This is a genomic window from Rahnella sp. WP5 (assembly GCF_000745615.1).
GTDB classification, from domain to species: Bacteria; Pseudomonadota; Gammaproteobacteria; order Enterobacterales; family Enterobacteriaceae; genus Rahnella; species Rahnella aceris.
In genome coordinates, this window is record NZ_KN050721.1 from 38942 (window position 1) to 55636 (window position 16695).

14 protein-coding genes and 1 other RNA gene are annotated in these 16695 nt (G+C 55.1%); 12 read left to right on the plus strand and 3 right to left on the minus strand.

What is annotated here, in order from left to right; translation table 11 throughout:
• Nucleotides 1-178: 178 nt before the first annotated feature.
• From EX31_RS21480 to zapA, 3 genes are all read right to left on the minus strand, one after another.
• The gene (locus EX31_RS21480) at nucleotides 179-775 is read right to left on the minus strand and encodes a 5-formyltetrahydrofolate cyclo-ligase (RefSeq protein WP_037036679.1); all 597 of its coding nucleotides are present in this window, start codon (nucleotides 773-775) and stop codon (nucleotides 179-181) included.
• Nucleotides 776-814: 39 nt separating this feature from the next.
• Nucleotides 815-998: non-coding RNA, 6S RNA (ssrS, locus tag EX31_RS25610), on the minus strand.
• A 47-nt stretch (nucleotides 999-1045) separates the two neighbouring features.
• Nucleotides 1046-1375 (minus strand): cell division protein ZapA, encoded by a 330-nt coding sequence (zapA, locus tag EX31_RS21485; RefSeq protein WP_013576788.1) that lies wholly within the window; start codon nucleotides 1373-1375, stop codon nucleotides 1046-1048.
• A 253-nt stretch (nucleotides 1376-1628) separates the two neighbouring features.
• On the opposite strand from zapA, the gene EX31_RS21490 reads away from it, so the two are divergent.
• The 12 genes from EX31_RS21490 (at nucleotide 1629) to EX31_RS21545 (ending at nucleotide 16687) form a co-directional block, all read left to right on the plus strand.
• Nucleotides 1629-2201, plus strand: a complete 573-nt coding sequence (locus tag EX31_RS21490; protein ID WP_015690331.1) for a YecA/YgfB family protein — start codon at nucleotides 1629-1631, stop codon at nucleotides 2199-2201.
• A 58-nt stretch (nucleotides 2202-2259) separates the two neighbouring features.
• Nucleotides 2260-3576: a Xaa-Pro aminopeptidase gene (gene pepP / locus EX31_RS21495; protein ID WP_037036682.1), complete on the plus strand. Its 1317-nt coding sequence runs from the start codon at nucleotides 2260-2262 to the stop codon at nucleotides 3574-3576.
• Nucleotide 3577: 1 nt separating this feature from the next.
• Nucleotides 3578-4756: a 2-octaprenyl-6-methoxyphenyl hydroxylase gene (ubiH, locus tag EX31_RS21500; protein WP_037036683.1), complete on the plus strand. Its 1179-nt coding sequence runs from the start codon at nucleotides 3578-3580 to the stop codon at nucleotides 4754-4756.
• 17 nt (nucleotides 4757-4773) lie between these two features.
• The gene (gene ubiI, locus EX31_RS21505) at nucleotides 4774-6000 is read left to right on the plus strand and encodes an FAD-dependent 2-octaprenylphenol hydroxylase (RefSeq protein WP_037036684.1); all 1227 of its coding nucleotides are present in this window, start codon (nucleotides 4774-4776) and stop codon (nucleotides 5998-6000) included.
• 452 nt (nucleotides 6001-6452) lie between these two features.
• On the plus strand, nucleotides 6453-7550 hold the full coding sequence (gene gcvT / locus EX31_RS21510; RefSeq protein ID WP_013576783.1) for a glycine cleavage system aminomethyltransferase GcvT: 1098 nt from the start codon (nucleotides 6453-6455) through the stop codon (nucleotides 7548-7550).
• Between the two features lie 62 nt (nucleotides 7551-7612).
• The gene (gene gcvH / locus EX31_RS21515; protein ID WP_037036686.1) at nucleotides 7613-7999 is read left to right on the plus strand and encodes a glycine cleavage system protein GcvH; all 387 of its coding nucleotides are present in this window, start codon (nucleotides 7613-7615) and stop codon (nucleotides 7997-7999) included.
• Nucleotides 8000-8108: 109 nt separating this feature from the next.
• On the plus strand, nucleotides 8109-10982 hold the full coding sequence (gene gcvP / locus EX31_RS21520; RefSeq protein WP_013576781.1) for an aminomethyl-transferring glycine dehydrogenase: 2874 nt from the start codon (nucleotides 8109-8111) through the stop codon (nucleotides 10980-10982).
• A gap of 250 nt (nucleotides 10983-11232) precedes the next feature.
• Nucleotides 11233-11976: an SDR family oxidoreductase gene (locus EX31_RS21525; RefSeq protein ID WP_037036688.1), complete on the plus strand. Its 744-nt coding sequence runs from the start codon at nucleotides 11233-11235 to the stop codon at nucleotides 11974-11976.
• 331 nt (nucleotides 11977-12307) lie between these two features.
• Complete coding sequence (locus tag EX31_RS21530) at nucleotides 12308-13165, plus strand: DeoR/GlpR family DNA-binding transcription regulator (RefSeq protein WP_013576779.1); 858 nt, start codon at nucleotides 12308-12310, stop codon at nucleotides 13163-13165.
• Nucleotides 13166-13183: 18 nt separating this feature from the next.
• Nucleotides 13184-14170 (plus strand): substrate-binding domain-containing protein, encoded by a 987-nt coding sequence (locus EX31_RS21535; protein WP_013576778.1) that lies wholly within the window; start codon nucleotides 13184-13186, stop codon nucleotides 14168-14170.
• Between the two features lie 2 nt (nucleotides 14171-14172).
• On the plus strand, nucleotides 14173-15705 hold the full coding sequence (locus EX31_RS21540) for a sugar ABC transporter ATP-binding protein (RefSeq protein WP_013576777.1): 1533 nt from the start codon (nucleotides 14173-14175) through the stop codon (nucleotides 15703-15705).
• The gene (locus EX31_RS21545) at nucleotides 15698-16687 is read left to right on the plus strand and encodes an ABC transporter permease (protein WP_013576776.1); all 990 of its coding nucleotides are present in this window, start codon (nucleotides 15698-15700) and stop codon (nucleotides 16685-16687) included. The genes EX31_RS21540 and EX31_RS21545 overlap by 8 nt, the downstream gene beginning before the upstream one ends.
• Nucleotides 16688-16695 lie beyond the last annotated feature (8 nt).

Consider the following 16695-nt stretch of genomic DNA (forward strand, 5'->3'; position numbering starts at 1 on the left):
TGATTGGTTTCGGCGTGTAACGGTGTGTATAAAGAGAAAGTATTATTAATTTCAATTGGTTGTGTTTTTAAAAGGCAAGGGAGACGTGCGGATTTCAAGCTTAGTTACAACATACTCATGAGGTGTGCTTCTATTTCTGGCTGGCACTCTGCTTACCGTGGATTTATATCGTCTGGCATCACCATCTCCACACTTTTCCAGGCGTGATGACCTCAGGTAAAGGCACATCCCAGTGTTCCACCGGTAAAGCATCGACATGCTGACAATCGTGCGCTAATCCGATCGGATACGGCCCGCCTTCTTTCCAGCGCTCAAGTGTGCGGTCATAAAAGCCACCACCCATACCTAAACGTTGCCCCGCACTGTCGAACGCCACCAGCGGCGTCAGGATGATATCCAGCTGCGCCAGTGGGATCACCTGCGTGACATCCAGTTGTGGCTCAAGAATGTTGAGCCGGTTGCGCACCAGCGTCGTATCGGGCGTATAACGCAGAAAAAGCAGATTACCCGGCGAGAAAGGGTGCAGCACTGGCAGACAAAGCTGTTTGCCTTCGTTCCACAAACGGGCGATCAACGGTGCGGTATCCAGCTCACCATCAAAGGACAGAAACAGGGAGACTGAAGTGGCGGACTGAATTTTCGGATGGGTTGCAACGCGTTCTGCAGCCTGCAGCGCAAAATGAGTTTGCTGTTCAGCGGTCAGCGTATTTCTGCGTTGGCGTATTTCACTGCGGATGGTTTGTCGGGCAGAAGCAAAAAGCGGCGTGTAGGGCATAGATACAAACACCAGAAAGGGATGTACCAAAAAGAAAGGGGAATCTCCGAGATGCCGTCGCAGGCTGTAACCCTTGAACCCATGGTTCAAGGTGAACGTGCTGTCGCAATCTTTAGGCTTCTCGGACGGACCGAGCATGCGCACCGATTACGGATCATCACATTCTGTTGGTACTAATTATCGGCTCAGGGGACGGGCCCGCTGGCGAACATCTCAGAGAAATTTTTTACCGTTTCTGACGACCTGTGACCAGTCAGTCAGCAACGTGTGTTATTCGAAAGGCGCCCCTTCACGTTCAGAGATCCGGCCTTGTTCGAGCAATGCCTGCTCGATGGTTTGTTGCAACATCCGTATACGTTGTTCCATATTGGATGCGTAGTCGCGCGTTTTCAACCTTTCCTGAGCAAGTTCGTGACATACGTTCAATGCCGCGATGAATACCAGTTGCTCCGTATTGGTGACTCTAGTGCGAACTTTCAGATCTTGCAACCGCTGATTAAGATCTTCAGCTGCCAGATTCAGTGCTTCCTGTTGTTCTGGCGGACAATTCACCCGTAAAGAGCGACCAAAAATTTGAATATCTACCGGTTGTGCAGACATGCCACCTTCCTGCTGATTTATTCGTCCGCCCCAACGTGACCACTACGACCTGGCGCAGGATGTTGGAAGCGGGCGCCACTATAACTATCTCAATACCAGGTTACAACCCCATGACCGGCTGACTGCTGCCCGATTGTTCAGAGCGTGCCATTCATGTTTAAGACCACCCCATCACGGGCTGCTAATCTGGTACTACGACAGACCTTGGTGGTAGCATAACACGAACTTAACCTGCCAACGATGGCGAATGCGCATGTCTATAGAGAATACTTACCCTACTTACGATTCGTTGGATCAAAACCTGAAACAACAATCGGTTGCTTTGACCGCAGCAGAAATGCACGGTTTGATCAGTGGTTTGCTGTGCGGTGGCAATCGCGACGGCAGCTGGCTGACGATGGTGCATGATCTGACTAACGAAGGTATGGCCTTCCCGCACACGCTGGCAGATTTGCTGCAACAATTGCGCAAAGTGACGTCAGACACTCTCGAAGATGACAGCTTCGAATTCAAAATGTTGATGCCCGACGATGAAAAACACATCTTTGAGCGTGCCGATGCGCTGGCCGGATGGGTTAACCATTTCCTGCTTGGCCTGGGCATGATGCAGCCAAAACTCGCCAAAGTGAAAGGCGAAGTCGGTGAAGCGATCGACGATTTGCGCAGCATCGCGCAACTGGGCTACGACGAAGATGAAGATCAGGAACAACTGGCGCAATCTTTAGAGGAAGTGGTGGAGTACGTCCGTGTTGCCGCCATTCTGTGCTTTGGTGAATTTGGCCACAGCCGCCCGACGGCTGCGGAAAATCACCGTACTTTGCATTGATGGTACATTGCATTACATAAACTGATTGCACTCATTAAAACGATTTCAGGAGAAGGTGATGACTCAGCAAGAGTACGAGAATCGTCGTCAGGCGCTGTTAGCGAAGATGGCCCCGGGAAGTGCTGCGGTAATTTTTTCTGCGCCCGAAGCACCACGCAGTGCCGACAGTGAATACCCGTATCGTCAGAGCAGTGATTTCTGGTATTTCACCGGTTTCAATGAGCCGGAAGCGGTATTGATCCTGGTGAAAAGTGATGAAAATCATAACCACAGCGTCCTGTTTAACCGCGTCCGTGATCTCACCGCTGAAATCTGGTTTGGTCGTCGTTTAGGTCAGGAAGCCGCGCCCGCCAGGCTTGGCGTGACCAAAGCGCTGCCTTTTGATGATATCAACGATCAGCTTCATCTGCTGCTTAACGGTCTCGACGTGCTGTATCACGCACAGGGCGATTACGCCTATGCGGATGAAATCGTTAACCGTGCCATGGAAAAACTGCGCAAAGGCTTCCGTCAGAATCTCTCGGCCCCGGCCACTGTCACCGACTGGCGTCCGTGGGTGCATGACATGCGCCTGTTCAAATCGGCTGAAGAGTTTGCCGTCATGCGCCGCGCCGGACACATCACCGCGCTGGCCCATACCCGTGCGATGGAAAAATGCCGTCCGGGCATGTTCGAATATCAGCTTGAAGGCGAGATTCATCACGAATTCACCCGTCACGGTGCACGTTATCCTTCCTATAACACCATTGTGGGCGGCGGCGAAAACGGCTGCATCCTGCATTACACCGAAAACGAATGTGAACTGCGTGACGGCGATTTAGTGCTGATCGACGCCGGTTGTGAATATCAGGGTTATGCGGGTGATATCACCCGCACGTTCCCGGTGAACGGCAAATTCAGCAAAGCGCAGCGCGAAATCTACGACATCGTGCTGGCGTCAGAATATAAAGCGCTGGAAGTGTTCGGGCCGGGCAGCAGCATTCAGGCCGCGACCGAAGCCGCAGTTCGCGTGATGATTGAAGGTCTGGTCAAACTGGGCGTGATGAAAGGTGACGTTGAAACCCTTTACGCGGAGCAGGCACACCGCCAGTTCTTCATGCACGGTCTTTCCCACTGGCTGGGGCTGGACGTTCATGATGTCGGCCATTATGGCTCAGTGGATCGCAGCCGTACGCTGGAGCCGGGCATGGTGCTGACCGTTGAACCGGGTCTGTATATCGCGCCGGATGCCGACGTACCGGAAGCATACCGCGGCATCGGTATCCGTATTGAAGACGACATTCTGATCACCACCACCGGTATTGAAATTCTGACCGGCGATGTGGTGAAAGAAGCCGATGATATTGAAGCGTTAATGGCGGCGGCAAAGAAATAATATGAGCATCGTAATTGTTGGCGGCGGCATGACCGGTGCCACGCTGGCGCTGGCGATTTCCTCGCTGACGCAGGGACGTTTGGCGGTGCATCTGGTGGAAGCCACTGCGCCGGAACATCACGGACACCCGGGCTTTGATGCCCGCTCGATTGCACTGGCGCAGGGAACCTGCCAGCAATTATCGCGGGTGGGGATCTGGTCTGCCCTGGCGGCAATCGCCACGCCAATCCGTGATATCCATGTCAGCGATCGTGGTCATGCGGCCTTTGTGAATCTCAATGCCGCGCATTATGGCGTCGAAGCGCTGGGGCAGGTGGTTGAGCTGCATGAAGTTGGCAAACGTCTGTTTGCGATGCTGAAAAATGCACCCGGCGTCACGCTGCATTGTCCGGCGAAAGTTATGGATGTCGCGCGTTCACAAGATTCCGCCAGCGTGACGCTAGACAGCGGTCAAACGCTGACAGCACAGCTTTTGGTGGCCGCTGACGGTTCGCATTCTTCGCTGGCAAAAGCCTGCAATATTGGCTGGCAGCGTGAAGATTATGGCCAGATTGCCGTCATCGCCAACGTGGCGACCAGCGAGCCGCACAACAATCGTGCTTTCGAGCGTTTCACCCAACACGGTCCGCTGGCACTGCTGCCGATGTCCGATGGCCGCAGTTCACTGGTCTGGTGTCATCCGCGCGAAGCGAAAGGCGAGATTGATCACTGGAGCGAAGCGCAGTTCCTCAGTGAGCTGCAAAAAGCTTTCGGCTGGCGACTGGGCACCTTCCGGCAAGCCGGTAAACGGTTCAGTTATCCGCTGCAATTACAGCAAGCCAATAGTCACATCAGCCACCGTCTGGCGCTGGTTGGCAACGCGGCGCAAACGCTGCATCCGATTGCCGGACAGGGTTTTAACCTCGGTCTGCGTGACGTCATGACGCTGGCGGAAATACTGGCTAATGCTGCTGCACAAGGTGCCGATGTCGGCAGTTACCGCGTGCTGAGTGAATATCAGCAGCGCCGTCAGCCCGATCAGCAGGCAACCGTCGGCGTTACCGATGGTTTGATCCACCTCTTTGCCAACCGCTGGCTGCCGTTAATGGTCGGGCGCAATCTCGGTTTACTGGCGATGGAAGGCATTACGCCATTACGCGATGCTTTCACTCGCAGAACGTTAGGTTGGGTTGACCGTTAATCCCTACAGGAAAAATTATGCAATCTTTTGATGTGGTTATCGCCGGTGGCGGAATGGTTGGTCTGGCGCTGGCGTGCGGATTACAGGGCAGCGGTCTGCGTGTTGCCGTGCTGGAAAATCAGCAGCCGGATCTTGATACGCCATTGCCGGCACAGCCTGGCTTGCGGGTTTCAGCGATCAATGCTGCCAGTGAACGTCTGCTGAAATATATCGGCGTCTGGGACAACATTATTGCGCAGCGTGCCAATGCCTATCAGGGGATGGAAGTCTGGGATCGCGACAGCTTCGGCAAAATCGCGTTCCGCGGTGAAGAATACGGTTTCAGCCATCTGGGCCATATTATTGAAAATCAGGTGATCCACCGCGCCTTGTGGCAACGTGCGGAAAAATCTTCCGACATCACGTTGCTCGCACCAGCCACATTGAAGAATGTAGCTTGGGGCGAAAACGAAGCGTTTATCACCCTTAATGATGATCGCCAGCTCAGCGCGCGTTTAGTGGTCGGCGCGGATGGCGCACAGTCGTGGCTGCGTAAGCACGCCGATATTCCGCTGACCTTCTGGGATTATCGCCATCATGCACTGGTGGCGACCATACGCACTGAAAAACCGCACCAGTCTGTCGCAAGGCAGGTATTCCACGGCGAAGGTATTCTGGCATTTCTGCCGCTGGCAGATGCACATCTGTCTTCTATCGTCTGGTCAGTGTCACCGGATGAAGCGCAGCGCCTGAGTGCGCTTGAGCCGGAAGAGTTCAACAAAATCCTCGCCAGCACCTTTGACCTGCGCCTGGGTATTTGTACCGTAGAAAGCGAGCGCGTGACCTTCCCGCTGACCGGCCGTTATGCCCGCAGTTTTGCCGGACAACGTCTGGCGCTGGTGGGCGATGCGGCACACACCGTGCATCCGCTGGCCGGGCAGGGTGTCAACTTAGGTTTTATGGATGCCGCAGAACTGGCCTCCGAAATCAAACGCCTGCAAAAAGAAGGCAAAGATTTCGGCCAGCACATGTACCTGCGTCGTTACGAGCGCCGTCGTAAACACAGCGCTGCGCTGATGCTTGCCGGGATGCAGGGCTTCCGCGAACTGTTTGCCGGTGACAATCCGGCCAAAAAATTGCTGCGTGATATTGGCCTGACGCTGGCGGATTCCCTGCCGGGTGTGAAGCCGAAACTGGTCCGCCAGGCAATGGGGCTGAATGATTTACCGGAATGGTTACGGGACGATTCGCTTCGATTGAAATAATCTAATTTTAGCTCAATTTTTCCATTACATTTTCTAATCCGGGGCCGGATTTCTCATTCTGCAAATGGTGAGAAATCCGGCCTTGTCGTTATATAACATCGATACTTTTGATGTTTATTTGTAGATTTTGCGCCATAAACCCCAGTTTGCCAGTCAAAAACTCTGCACAATGCCCTTGTGAGATCACTGACATTCGTTCCGCTCTGCATATTTTAACTTATGGTTAGTGAGCTTATTCAGTGGTAAGTTCGAGCAAGGGTATCGTTTGCGCCACCACGCAAAATCCCGTCATCATTCGAGCTATCTCCGCGTTGGCTTCCTTCGCGAACCCCGGTCACATACTTATGTATGCTCCCGGGGATTCACTCAGTTGCCGCCTTGATCTAACACGAATGATTTTGGGTTTTTACGTGGTGTGCCGTTTATGCATTTGTATTCAAATGAGGAATAAGATGGTTAAGCAGACTCAGCTTTATGAACAACATGTTGCGTGCGGTGCGCGTATGGTCGATTTCCACGGCTGGATGATGCCTCTGCATTACGGCTCCCAACTGGATGAACACCACATCGTGCGTCAGGATGCCGGTATGTTTGACGTCTCGCACATGACCATTGTCGATCTCCACGGTGCCCGTACCCGTGAATTCCTCCGTTACCTGCTGGCGAACGATGTCGCCAAACTCACCGTTCCCGGCAAAGCGCTCTATACCGGTATGCTCAATGCGTCCGGCGGCGTGATCGACGACCTGATTGTTTACTTCCTCAACGAAAATTATTTCCGTCTGGTGGTTAACTCCGCAACCCGCGAGAAAGATCTGGCATGGATTTCGCAGCATGCAGAACCGTACGCCGTTGAACTGACGGTGCGTGATGATCTGGCGCTGGTCGCTGTACAGGGGCCGCAGGCGAAAGAAAAAGCGGAAACCTTGTTTACCGCCGGGCAAAAACAAGCTGTCGCGGGCATGAAGCCGTTCTTTGGCGTGCAGTCCGGCGACCTGTTTATCGCGACAACCGGTTATACCGGCGAAGCGGGTTATGAAATCGCGCTGCCGCAAGAGCAGGTGGCGGATTTCTGGCAGAAATTGCTGGCAGCAGGCGTGAAGCCCGCCGGTCTGGGCGCGCGCGACACGCTGCGTCTGGAAGCCGGTATGAATCTCTACGGTCAGGAAATGGACGAAGGCGTTTCGCCGCTGGCGGCCAACATGGGCTGGACCATCGCGTGGGCGCCGGAAGACCGTCACTTTATTGGCCGTGACGCACTGGAAAGACAGCGCGAGCAGGGCACCGAACAGCTGGTCGGCCTGGTGATGACCGAGAAAGGTGTATTGCGTAACGAACTGCCGGTGCGATTCACCGACAGCGCGGGCAACACGCTGGAAGGCGTGATCACCAGCGGGTCATTCTCTCCGACGCTGGGCTACAGTATTGCACTGGCACGCGTTCCGGCAGGCATTGGCGAAAATGCCATTGTGCAGATCCGCAACCGTGAAATGCCGGTAAAAGTCACCAAACCCGGTTTTGTCCGTAACGGCAAACCGCTGGTGCAGTAACGAATTCGTGATAAAAATTATCCGGTTAACGCTGAATTAAGCACTTTTTTGGAGAAAGTAACATGAGCAATGTTCCAGCAGATTTGAAATACGCATCCTCCCACGAGTGGATACGTTCAGAAGGCAACGGCGTTTATACCGTAGGCATCACCGAACACGCACAGGAGTTACTGGGCGATATGGTTTTCGTTGATCTGCCAGAAGTCGGCCGTGAAGTTGCCGCCGGTGAAGACTGCGCCGTGGCTGAATCCGTCAAAGCGGCGTCAGATATTTACTCTCCAATTAGCGGCGAAATCGTTGCAGTTAACGGCGAACTGGAAGGTTCTCCGGAGCTGGTCAACAGCGAGCCATACGGCACCGGTTTCCTGTTCCAGATTAAAGCGTCAGACGAAAGCGAACTGGCTAAGCTGCTTGATGCAGAAGCCTACTCAGCGTCCATCGACGAGTAATTACACATTGCATTACCCGCCCCGCAAACCGCTTGCGGGGCAGTTCCAGACCCGTAGCTTTTGTCAGTATCCCAAGACACCTCCAGCAGATTTCAGGAATGCGTAGCAAATGACTCAGACTCTCAGCCAACTCGAACACAGCGAAGCCTTTATCGGCCGCCACATCGGTCCGTCTTCTCAGCAGCAGCAACAGATGCTGGAAACGGTCGGTGCGGATTCTTTAAATGCGCTGATCCAGCAGATCGTTCCGGTCGATATCCAGTTACCTGGCCCGCCGGCTGTCGGTGATGCCGTCACGGAACATCAGGCGCTGGCTGAGCTGAAAGCCATTGCCAGCCAGAATCAACGCTATAAATCCTACATCGGTATGGGTTACAGCGCGGTGCTGACACCGCCGGTTATCCAGCGCAATATGCTGGAAAATCCGGGCTGGTACACCGCGTACACGCCGTATCAGCCGGAAGTGTCTCAGGGCCGTCTTGAAGCGCTGCTGAACTTCCAGCAACTGACTTTAGACTTAACGGGGCTGGATCTGGCTTCTGCTTCTTTGCTTGATGAAGCGACTGCCGCTGCCGAAGCGATGGCGCTGGCAAAACGTGCCAGCAAACTCAAAGACGCTAACCGTTTCTTCGTGGCAGACGACGTGCATCCGCAAACGCTGGATGTGGTGCGTACCCGTGCGGAAACCTTCGGTTTTGACATCATCGTTGATAAAGCCGAAAAAGTGCTCGAGCTGGAAGGCGTGTTCGGCGTGCTGCTGCAGCAGGTTGGCACCACCGGTGAAGTTCACGATTACACCGCGCTGCTGGGCGAACTGAAATCCCGCAAAATTATTACCAGCGTTGCCGCTGATATTATGGCGCTGGTGCTGCTGGCTGCACCGGGCAAGCAGGGCGCAGACGTGGTCTTCGGTTCCGCGCAACGCTTTGGTGTGCCGATGGGCTACGGCGGTCCGCACGCGGCATTCTTCGCCTGTGTAGATGAATTCAAACGTTCCATGCCAGGCCGTATCATCGGGGTTTCCCGTGATGCCGCAGGCAAAACTGCACTGCGCATGGCTATGCAGACCCGCGAGCAACATATCCGCCGCGAAAAAGCCAACTCCAACATTTGTACCTCGCAGGTTTTACTGGCGAATATTGCCAGTCTGTATGCGGTATTCCACGGTCCTGAAGGCCTGAAACGCATTGCGTCACGTATTCACCGTCTGACCGACATTCTGGCCGCTGGCCTGAAACAGGGTGGCCTGACGCTGCGTCATAACACCTGGTTTGACACGCTGACTGTTGAAGTCAAAGACAAAGCCGCTGTGCTGGAACGCGCACTGAGTTTCGGTCTGAACCTGCGTACTGACATTCACGGCGCAGTCGGTATCACCCTCGACGAAGCCACGTCCCGCGAAGACGTTCAGGTTCTGTTCGCTGCCCTGCTGGGTGACGACAATGGTCTGGATATCGACAAGCTGGACAAGGCGGCATCGACCGACAGCAACTCTATTCCTGCGGCGATGCTGCGTGTGGATCCGATCCTGACCCATCCGGTATTCAACCAGTACCACAGCGAAACCGAGATGATGCGTTATATGCACCGTCTGGAGAAAAAAGATCTGGCGCTGAATCAGGCCATGATCCCGCTGGGTTCCTGCACCATGAAACTGAACGCTGCGGCAGAAATGATCCCGATTACCTGGCCGGAATTTGCCGATCTGCACCCGTTCTGTCCGACAGAACAGGCTGGCGGTTATCAGCAGATGATTGGTCAGTTGTCACAATGGCTGGTTCAGCTCACCGGTTACGACGCAGTTTGCATGCAGCCAAACTCCGGCGCGCAGGGCGAATACGCGGGTCTGCTGGCCATCCGTCGTTACCACGAAAGCCGTAACGAAAGCGGCCGTCACATCTGCCTGATCCCAAGTTCAGCGCATGGCACCAACCCGGCTTCCGCGCAGATGGCGAGCATGACCGTTGTAGTGGTCGCGTGTGACAAACAGGGCAACATCGATCTGAGTGACCTGCGTGAAAAAGCGGCGAAAGCGGGCGATGAGCTGTCTTGTATCATGGTGACGTACCCTTCAACGCACGGCGTTTACGAAGAAACCATCCGCGAAGTTTGCCAGATTGTGCATCAGTACGGCGGTCAGGTTTACCTCGACGGCGCGAACATGAACGCACAGGTCGGCATTACCACGCCGGGTTACATCGGCGCGGACGTCTCGCACCTTAACCTGCATAAAACCTTCTGTATTCCGCACGGCGGCGGCGGTCCTGGCATGGGCCCGATTGGTGTGAAAGCGCATCTGGCGCCGTTCGTTCCGGGTCACAGTGTGGTGCAGATTGACGGCGTGCTGACGCAAAACGGTGCGGTTTCTGCGGCTCCGTTCGGCAGCGCATCCATCCTGCCAATCAGCTGGATGTATATCCGCATGATGGGCGCGGAAGGTCTGAAACAAGCCAGCCAGGTGGCAATTCTGAATGCGAACTACATCGCAACCCGTCTGAAAGACGCGTATCCGGTGCTGTATACCGGCCGTGATGGTCGTGTGGCGCACGAATGCATTCTGGATATTCGTCCGCTGAAAGAGACGACCGGTATCAGTGAAATGGATATCGCCAAGCGTCTGATCGACTACGGATTCCATGCCCCGACCATGTCCTTCCCGGTGGCCGGTACGCTGATGGTTGAACCAACCGAATCAGAAAGCAAAGTGGAACTGGATCGCTTCATTGATGCGCTGCTGGCGATCCGCAGTGAAATCGACCGCGTGGCGCAAGGCGAATGGCCGCTGGCAGACAACCCGCTGGTGAATGCACCGCACGTGCAGAACGAGCTGGTCAGCGACTGGAACCATCCGTACACCCGCGAAGTCGCGGTATTCCCGGCCGGTTACGACAACAAGTACTGGCCGACGGTGAAACGTCTGGATGACGTGTACGGGGACAGGAATTTGTTCTGTTCGTGTGTACCGATGTCAGATTACGAGTAAGACGCCGGTCTGCTCCTCGCTGAGAAGGGTGAGGAGTAAAAAACTCGGGCTGCTCCCTCCCCTGCGAAGGGGAGGGTTGGGGTGGGTATTAAGGTCAGAATCCAAAAATTAAAGTTAGCTTTGTCAAAGTGTTAGTCCTTAAAACCCCCTCCCGGCCTCCCCCTTCGCAGGGGGAGGAGCTAAGCCAAATTCCCCTTTCTTTCTGTTTCTCCTACACTTTCCTCATTTCCCCCAATGGAATCTTACACTCATGAAAATCGCTCTCGTCACCGGCGCCAGTCGCGGCATCGGCCGTGCAACGGCTCTTCTTCTTGCGCAGCAGGGTTACGCCGTCGGTGTGAATTACGTGAATAATGAAACCGCAGCGCAATCTATCATCAATGAAATCCATCAGTCCGGTGGCAAAGCCATCGCGCTGAAGGCTGATATTTCCGATGAAGTGCAGGTCGTCGCGATGTTCAAACAGTTGAGCAACGAACTCGGCCCGATCACCGCGCTGGTGAATAATGCCGGGATTTTGTTCCAGCAGACCACCATTGAAAATCTCTCTGCTGCACGTATCAACAAAGTGCTGACGACTAACGTGACCGGGTATTTCCTGTGCTGCCGCGAGGCGGTGAAAATCATGTCACACCGGCATGGCGGAAAGGGCGGGGCGATTGTGAATGTGTCCTCGGCGGCTTCCCGTTTAGGTGCGCCGGGTGAATATGTCGATTATGCGGCATCGAAAGGTGCGGTGGATACCCTGACAACCGGTCTGGCGCTGGAAGTGGCGGCGTACGGTATCCGCGTTAACTGTGTGCGTGCGGGTCTGATCTACACCGAAATGCACGCCAGTGGCGGTGAGCCGGGGCGGGTCGATCGCGTGAAAGCCAATCTGCCGATGCAGCGCGGCGGTCAGCCGGAAGAAGTCGCACAGGCGATTGCCTGGCTGCTGTCGGATTCCGCCTCTTACGCCACCGGCAGCTTTCTCGATCTGGCTGGCGGCAGATAGTCAGCGTAAATCATCGATAGCGGGGTTCGCTCCCCGTTCACTCCCCCAAAACGGTCAAATCCACACAAACGGTCATTAACGGTCATTAAATTGCACGAGGAATTGTGACCGTTTGCAAATCTGTTGCTGTTCTGTTGCAACGCAAATGACGATTTAATGCCGTTCCCACCACAGATCCAAACTTTAACATTTCATCTTTTCTCACCTTTTCGTGACAACTATCACAGGACGATTGTGGCAAAAAATGCGCACAGTCGCCTTTGAGGCACTGCGCATTCCATAAACATCCGGCTGCGTATCCTATTTGACATCGGGAAAGAGGAATCACCACATGCTGCCAGTAGAGCGACATCGATATATCACCGAAATTCTCAGCCAGCGCGGACGCATTCTTGTGCAGGAAGTGGCGCAGTTATGCCGCATCTCGCTGGAAACCGCGCGGCGGGATCTGGCGCTGCTGGAAAAGCGTGGCGTGCTGTTACGCAGCCATGGCGGCGCGGTGTTTAAAGAACATTCGGCGGCAGAAAAAACCTATGTGCCGTCGCAGATTGAACAGGGTGAATCCTTTCGTGACCGCAGCAATCAGTCACCGGACAGCAAAACGCGTATCGCCAAACGGGCGTTACAGCTGATCAATCCCGGCGATTGCCTGCTGCTCGACAGCAGTTCCAGCAGCTGGTTTCTGGCGCGCCAGTTGCCTGACATTCAGCTGGTGGTGCTGACCAACTCGGTGCACATCATTCAGACGCTGGCGGTGAAAGCTAACGTGCGGGTGATCGGACTGGGCGGCGAATACTCGGCGAAGTATGAAGATTTTGTCGGTGTGCTGGCCGAACAAATGCTGAAAGAGTTCGTCATCAACAAACTGTTTTTCTCCTGTCACGGTATCAGCCACGAAGGCGGCATCCGTGAAAGCAATGAACATCACGCACGGCTGAAACAGCAAATGCTGCTTTCCTCCGAGCACAAAATTTTGCTGGCTGACTCCAGCAAATTCGGCCGCCGCTCTTTTGCGCGGATCTGCCACTACCGGGAAATCGACACACTGATAACAGACCATCTGGAGGATGAAGAATTCCGCCAGGAACTGGCCTGGAGCAACGTTAACGTGATTGAAGTTTCTCCGTCACCCCTACAGAAAAAAACTAAAAACAGCCGCAACGGCCCGTTAGCTGCGGCACATAACTGACCTCCCAGGAGAGTAAACATGATCAAGAAATCCGTTCTTGCCTGCCTGTTCGCCACAGCCATGTTGTCCCTGTCTGCGCACGCCGCCGACAAAATTCGCATGGGCGTGGTGGTGAAAGTCGGCGGTAACGCCTGGTTCAACGCGATGGAAGCCGGGATCAAAAGCGAAGCGGCCAAACGCGGGATCGACGCGTGGCAGGTCGGGCCGACCAGCGCGGATCCGGCGTTACAGGTGCGTGCGATTGAAGATCTGATCGCCCAGAAAGTGGATGTGATCGGCGTGGTGCCCAACGACGCCCGCGTGCTGGAGCCGGTACTGAAACGCGCTCACGACGCCGGGATCAAAGTCATCGTGCATGAATCGCCGGATCAGAAATATGCCGACTGGGATTTCGAAATGGTCGATGCCACGCAGCATGGCATTAATCACATGATCGCGCTGGCGCAGTGCATGAAAGAGAAGGGCGACTATGCGGTGTATGTCGGAAGTCTTACCGTGCCGCTCCATCAGAAATGGGCTGATGCCGCCATCAATTACCAGAAAGAACATTATCCGGATATGCATCTGGTCGGCGACAAATTTGGTGTCGGCGAATCCCTTGATGACAGCATCCGTACCACCAACGACCTGATGTCCAAAGACGCCAACCTGAAAGGCATTCTGGCGATCGGCTCGCAAGGCCCGATTGGCGCAGGCCGCGCGGTGCTTAACCGTGGCAAAACTGACGACATCTGTGTGTTCGGGCCATTCAGTCCGGGTCAGGGCGCCAGTCTGGTGAAAGCCGGGGCCATCAAAGGCGGCTTTATCTGGAACCCGATGGTCGCAGGTGAAGTCTTTGTGCGCATCGCCGAGAAGCTGGAGAAAGGCGAAAAAATCACTGACGGCATGACCATTGAAGGCATGGGCAAAGTGAAAGTCGATGAAGCAACGCACACCATTCTGGGCAACGAAACCGAAAGCCTGGACAAAGCTAACCTGCCGAAACTGGTCAAAATGGGGCTGTAATCATGGCAATCTCCGAGATCATTCAAACAGAGAACGCGCCGCTGATTGATGTGCAAAACCTGTCGGTGACGTTTGGCGGGCAGCGTGCACTCAACGACATTTCCTTGCGGCTGATGCAGGGCGAAGTTCACTGCCTGGCGGGCACCAACGGCTGCGGGAAAAGTACGTTGATCAAAGTGATCTCGGGGGTTTATCAGCCGGATAACGGTTGCCAGATCACGCTCAGTTCGCCGTCGCAGGGCAGCCAGAGTTTCAGCAAACTCTCTCCGGATCAGGCACGTCAGTTTGGCGTGCAGGTGATTTATCAGGACTTGTCGCTGTTCCCGAACCTCAGCGTGTTCGAGAACATCGCCTTCGACCACAACTTACAAGGGCTGATGGGCTGGTATCGTCCGTCACGCCTGCGGGAAACCGCGCAGCGCATTCTGACTGAACTGAATTACACGCTGGATCTCGACAGCAAAGTCTCGGCGCTGCCGATTGCCCAGCGCCAGCAGGTGGCGATTTGCCGTGCGCTGGTCGCCGATGCGCGGTTAGTGATTATGGATGAGCCGACCGCCTCGCTGACCCGCACCGAAGTGAATCAGTTGCTGCGCACCGTGCATTATCTCAAAAGCAAAGGCATCAGCGTGGTGTTCGTCAGCCATCGCCTCGATGAAGTGCTGGAGATTTCCGACAGCGTCACGGTGATCCGTGACGGCAAAAAGGTCGGCACATTCCCGGCCTCTGAAGTCAGCAGCGAACGCCTGACCGAACTGATGACCGGCCTGAAACTCGATTACCGCCTGAAAGCCGCCAACATGAATGACGAACGCATCATGCTGGAAACCGACAAACTCAGCCGCGCAGGCCAGTATCACGACGTCAGTTTCAAACTGCACGCCGGAGAAGTGCTCGGTTTATGCGGTCTGCTCGGTTCCGGCCGCACCGAACTGGCGCTCAGCCTGTTTGGCATGACCAAACCCGACAGCGGCAAAATCTACCTCGACAGCAAGCCGGTACGTTTTCGCAGCCATGAAGACGCGATCAAATCCGGCGTCGGTTATGTGTCGGAAGATCGCCTGACGCTCGGCCTGATCCAGCAACAATCGGTGGGCGACAACACCGTGCTGGCGATCATGGATCAGCTGCGCAGCCGTTTTCATCTGATCGACGAATACCGCAAAAACAAGATCATCCAGCAGTGGATCGAAAAACTCGGCGTCAAAGTCGCCAGTCCTGAACAGGCGATTTCCACCCTTTCCGGCGGCAATCAGCAAAAGATCGTCCTCGCGAAATGGGTGCTGACGCAGCCGAAAATCCTGATCCTCGATTCGCCAACGGTCGGCGTCGATGTCGGTGCGAAAGCCAGCATTTATCAGTTGATCCACCAACTGGCGGAAGAGGGGATTTCTATCCTGCTGATTTCCGACGAAGTGCCGGAAGTCTATTTCAACTGTGACCGCGTGCTGCATTTCAGTGAAGGCACGGTGGTTGGCGAATATCTGCCGGGCGCGATTACCCAGCAACAACTTGCGGAGGCGGTCAATGCTTAAGCTCAGCCGGTTACGCCCGTCCAGCAACGAAGGTTACTTAGCCTGGGTATTGCTGGTGGTGATCGTCACCTTTTCCTTACTCACCAACCAGTTTCTGACTTTACAGAACCTGCTGGATCTGACCGAAAGCTACGCCGTCAGCGGCATCTTTGCCCTCGGCCTGTTCGTGGTGCTGGTCACCGGCGGAATCGATATTTCGTTCGCCGCCGTGGCTTCGGTCGTGCAGTACCTCATCGCCACGCTGGCGATTCACTACGGCCTGAGCAGCCCGACCGGCAGCATTTTACTGGCGGTCGCCATCGGCACGGTGCTCGGGATGATCAACGCGATTCTGATCTACTGCCTGCGCATCGTGTCGATCATCGTCACCATCAGTATGCAGTCGCTGCTGTTTGGCATGCTGATGTGGCTGACCAACGGCACCAGTTTGTACGACCTGCCAGACTGGCTGACGACGCCAATCCGCGTGCTGCCGTTCAGCGTCGGCGAGCAGCATTATCAGATTGGATTGCCGGTGGTGGTGATGCTGGCAGTCGCCGGGCTGAGCTGGATCCTGCTTAACAAAACCCATCTCGGACGCCAGTTGTTTGCGGTTGGCGGTGACCAGGAATCCGCACGCCGTATCGGTATTCGCGTCGGTTTGCTGCATCTGTTTGCTTACGGATATCTCGGCGCGATGGCGGCGATTGGCGGGCTGGTGCAGGTGTATCGCGTCGGTGAAGTGGTGCCGAATGCACTGGTCGGCGGCGAGCTGGATGTACTGGCGGCGGCGGTACTCGGCGGTGCCAGCCTCAACGGCGGCAAAGGCAGCGTGGTCGGCACCCTGATGGGCGTGTTCCTGATTGGCGTGCTGAAAAACGGCCTCAACCTGATCGGCGTTTCCAGTTACTTCATGAACATCGTCATCGGCGTGGTGATCGTCGCGGCCATCACCGTCACCCATTACAAGAAACGCAAAGAAACCGAAGTCGGCTTCGCCTGAGGAAAACC

Coding starts and splice junctions, on each gene's coding strand:
- EX31_RS21545 (WP_013576776.1), top strand. CDS start 15,698: ATGCTTAAGCTCAGCCGGTTACGCCCGTCCAGCAACGAAGGTTACTTA.
- EX31_RS21540 (WP_013576777.1), top strand. CDS start 14,173: ATGGCAATCTCCGAGATCATTCAAACAGAGAACGCGCCGCTGATTGAT.
- gcvH (WP_037036686.1), top strand. CDS start 7,613: ATGAGCAATGTTCCAGCAGATTTGAAATACGCATCCTCCCACGAGTGG.
- ubiH (WP_037036683.1), top strand. CDS start 3,578: ATGAGCATCGTAATTGTTGGCGGCGGCATGACCGGTGCCACGCTGGCG.
- EX31_RS21480 (WP_037036679.1), bottom strand. CDS start 775: ATGCCCTACACGCCGCTTTTTGCTTCTGCCCGACAAACCATCCGCAGT.
- EX31_RS21530 (WP_013576779.1), top strand. CDS start 12,308: ATGCTGCCAGTAGAGCGACATCGATATATCACCGAAATTCTCAGCCAG.
- zapA (WP_013576788.1), bottom strand. CDS start 1,375: ATGTCTGCACAACCGGTAGATATTCAAATTTTTGGTCGCTCTTTACGG.
- gcvT (WP_013576783.1), top strand. CDS start 6,453: ATGGTTAAGCAGACTCAGCTTTATGAACAACATGTTGCGTGCGGTGCG.
- EX31_RS21525 (WP_037036688.1), top strand. CDS start 11,233: ATGAAAATCGCTCTCGTCACCGGCGCCAGTCGCGGCATCGGCCGTGCA.
- pepP (WP_037036682.1), top strand. CDS start 2,260: ATGACTCAGCAAGAGTACGAGAATCGTCGTCAGGCGCTGTTAGCGAAG.
- EX31_RS21490 (WP_015690331.1), top strand. CDS start 1,629: ATGTCTATAGAGAATACTTACCCTACTTACGATTCGTTGGATCAAAAC.
- EX31_RS21535 (WP_013576778.1), top strand. CDS start 13,184: ATGATCAAGAAATCCGTTCTTGCCTGCCTGTTCGCCACAGCCATGTTG.
- ubiI (WP_037036684.1), top strand. CDS start 4,774: ATGCAATCTTTTGATGTGGTTATCGCCGGTGGCGGAATGGTTGGTCTG.
- gcvP (WP_013576781.1), top strand. CDS start 8,109: ATGACTCAGACTCTCAGCCAACTCGAACACAGCGAAGCCTTTATCGGC.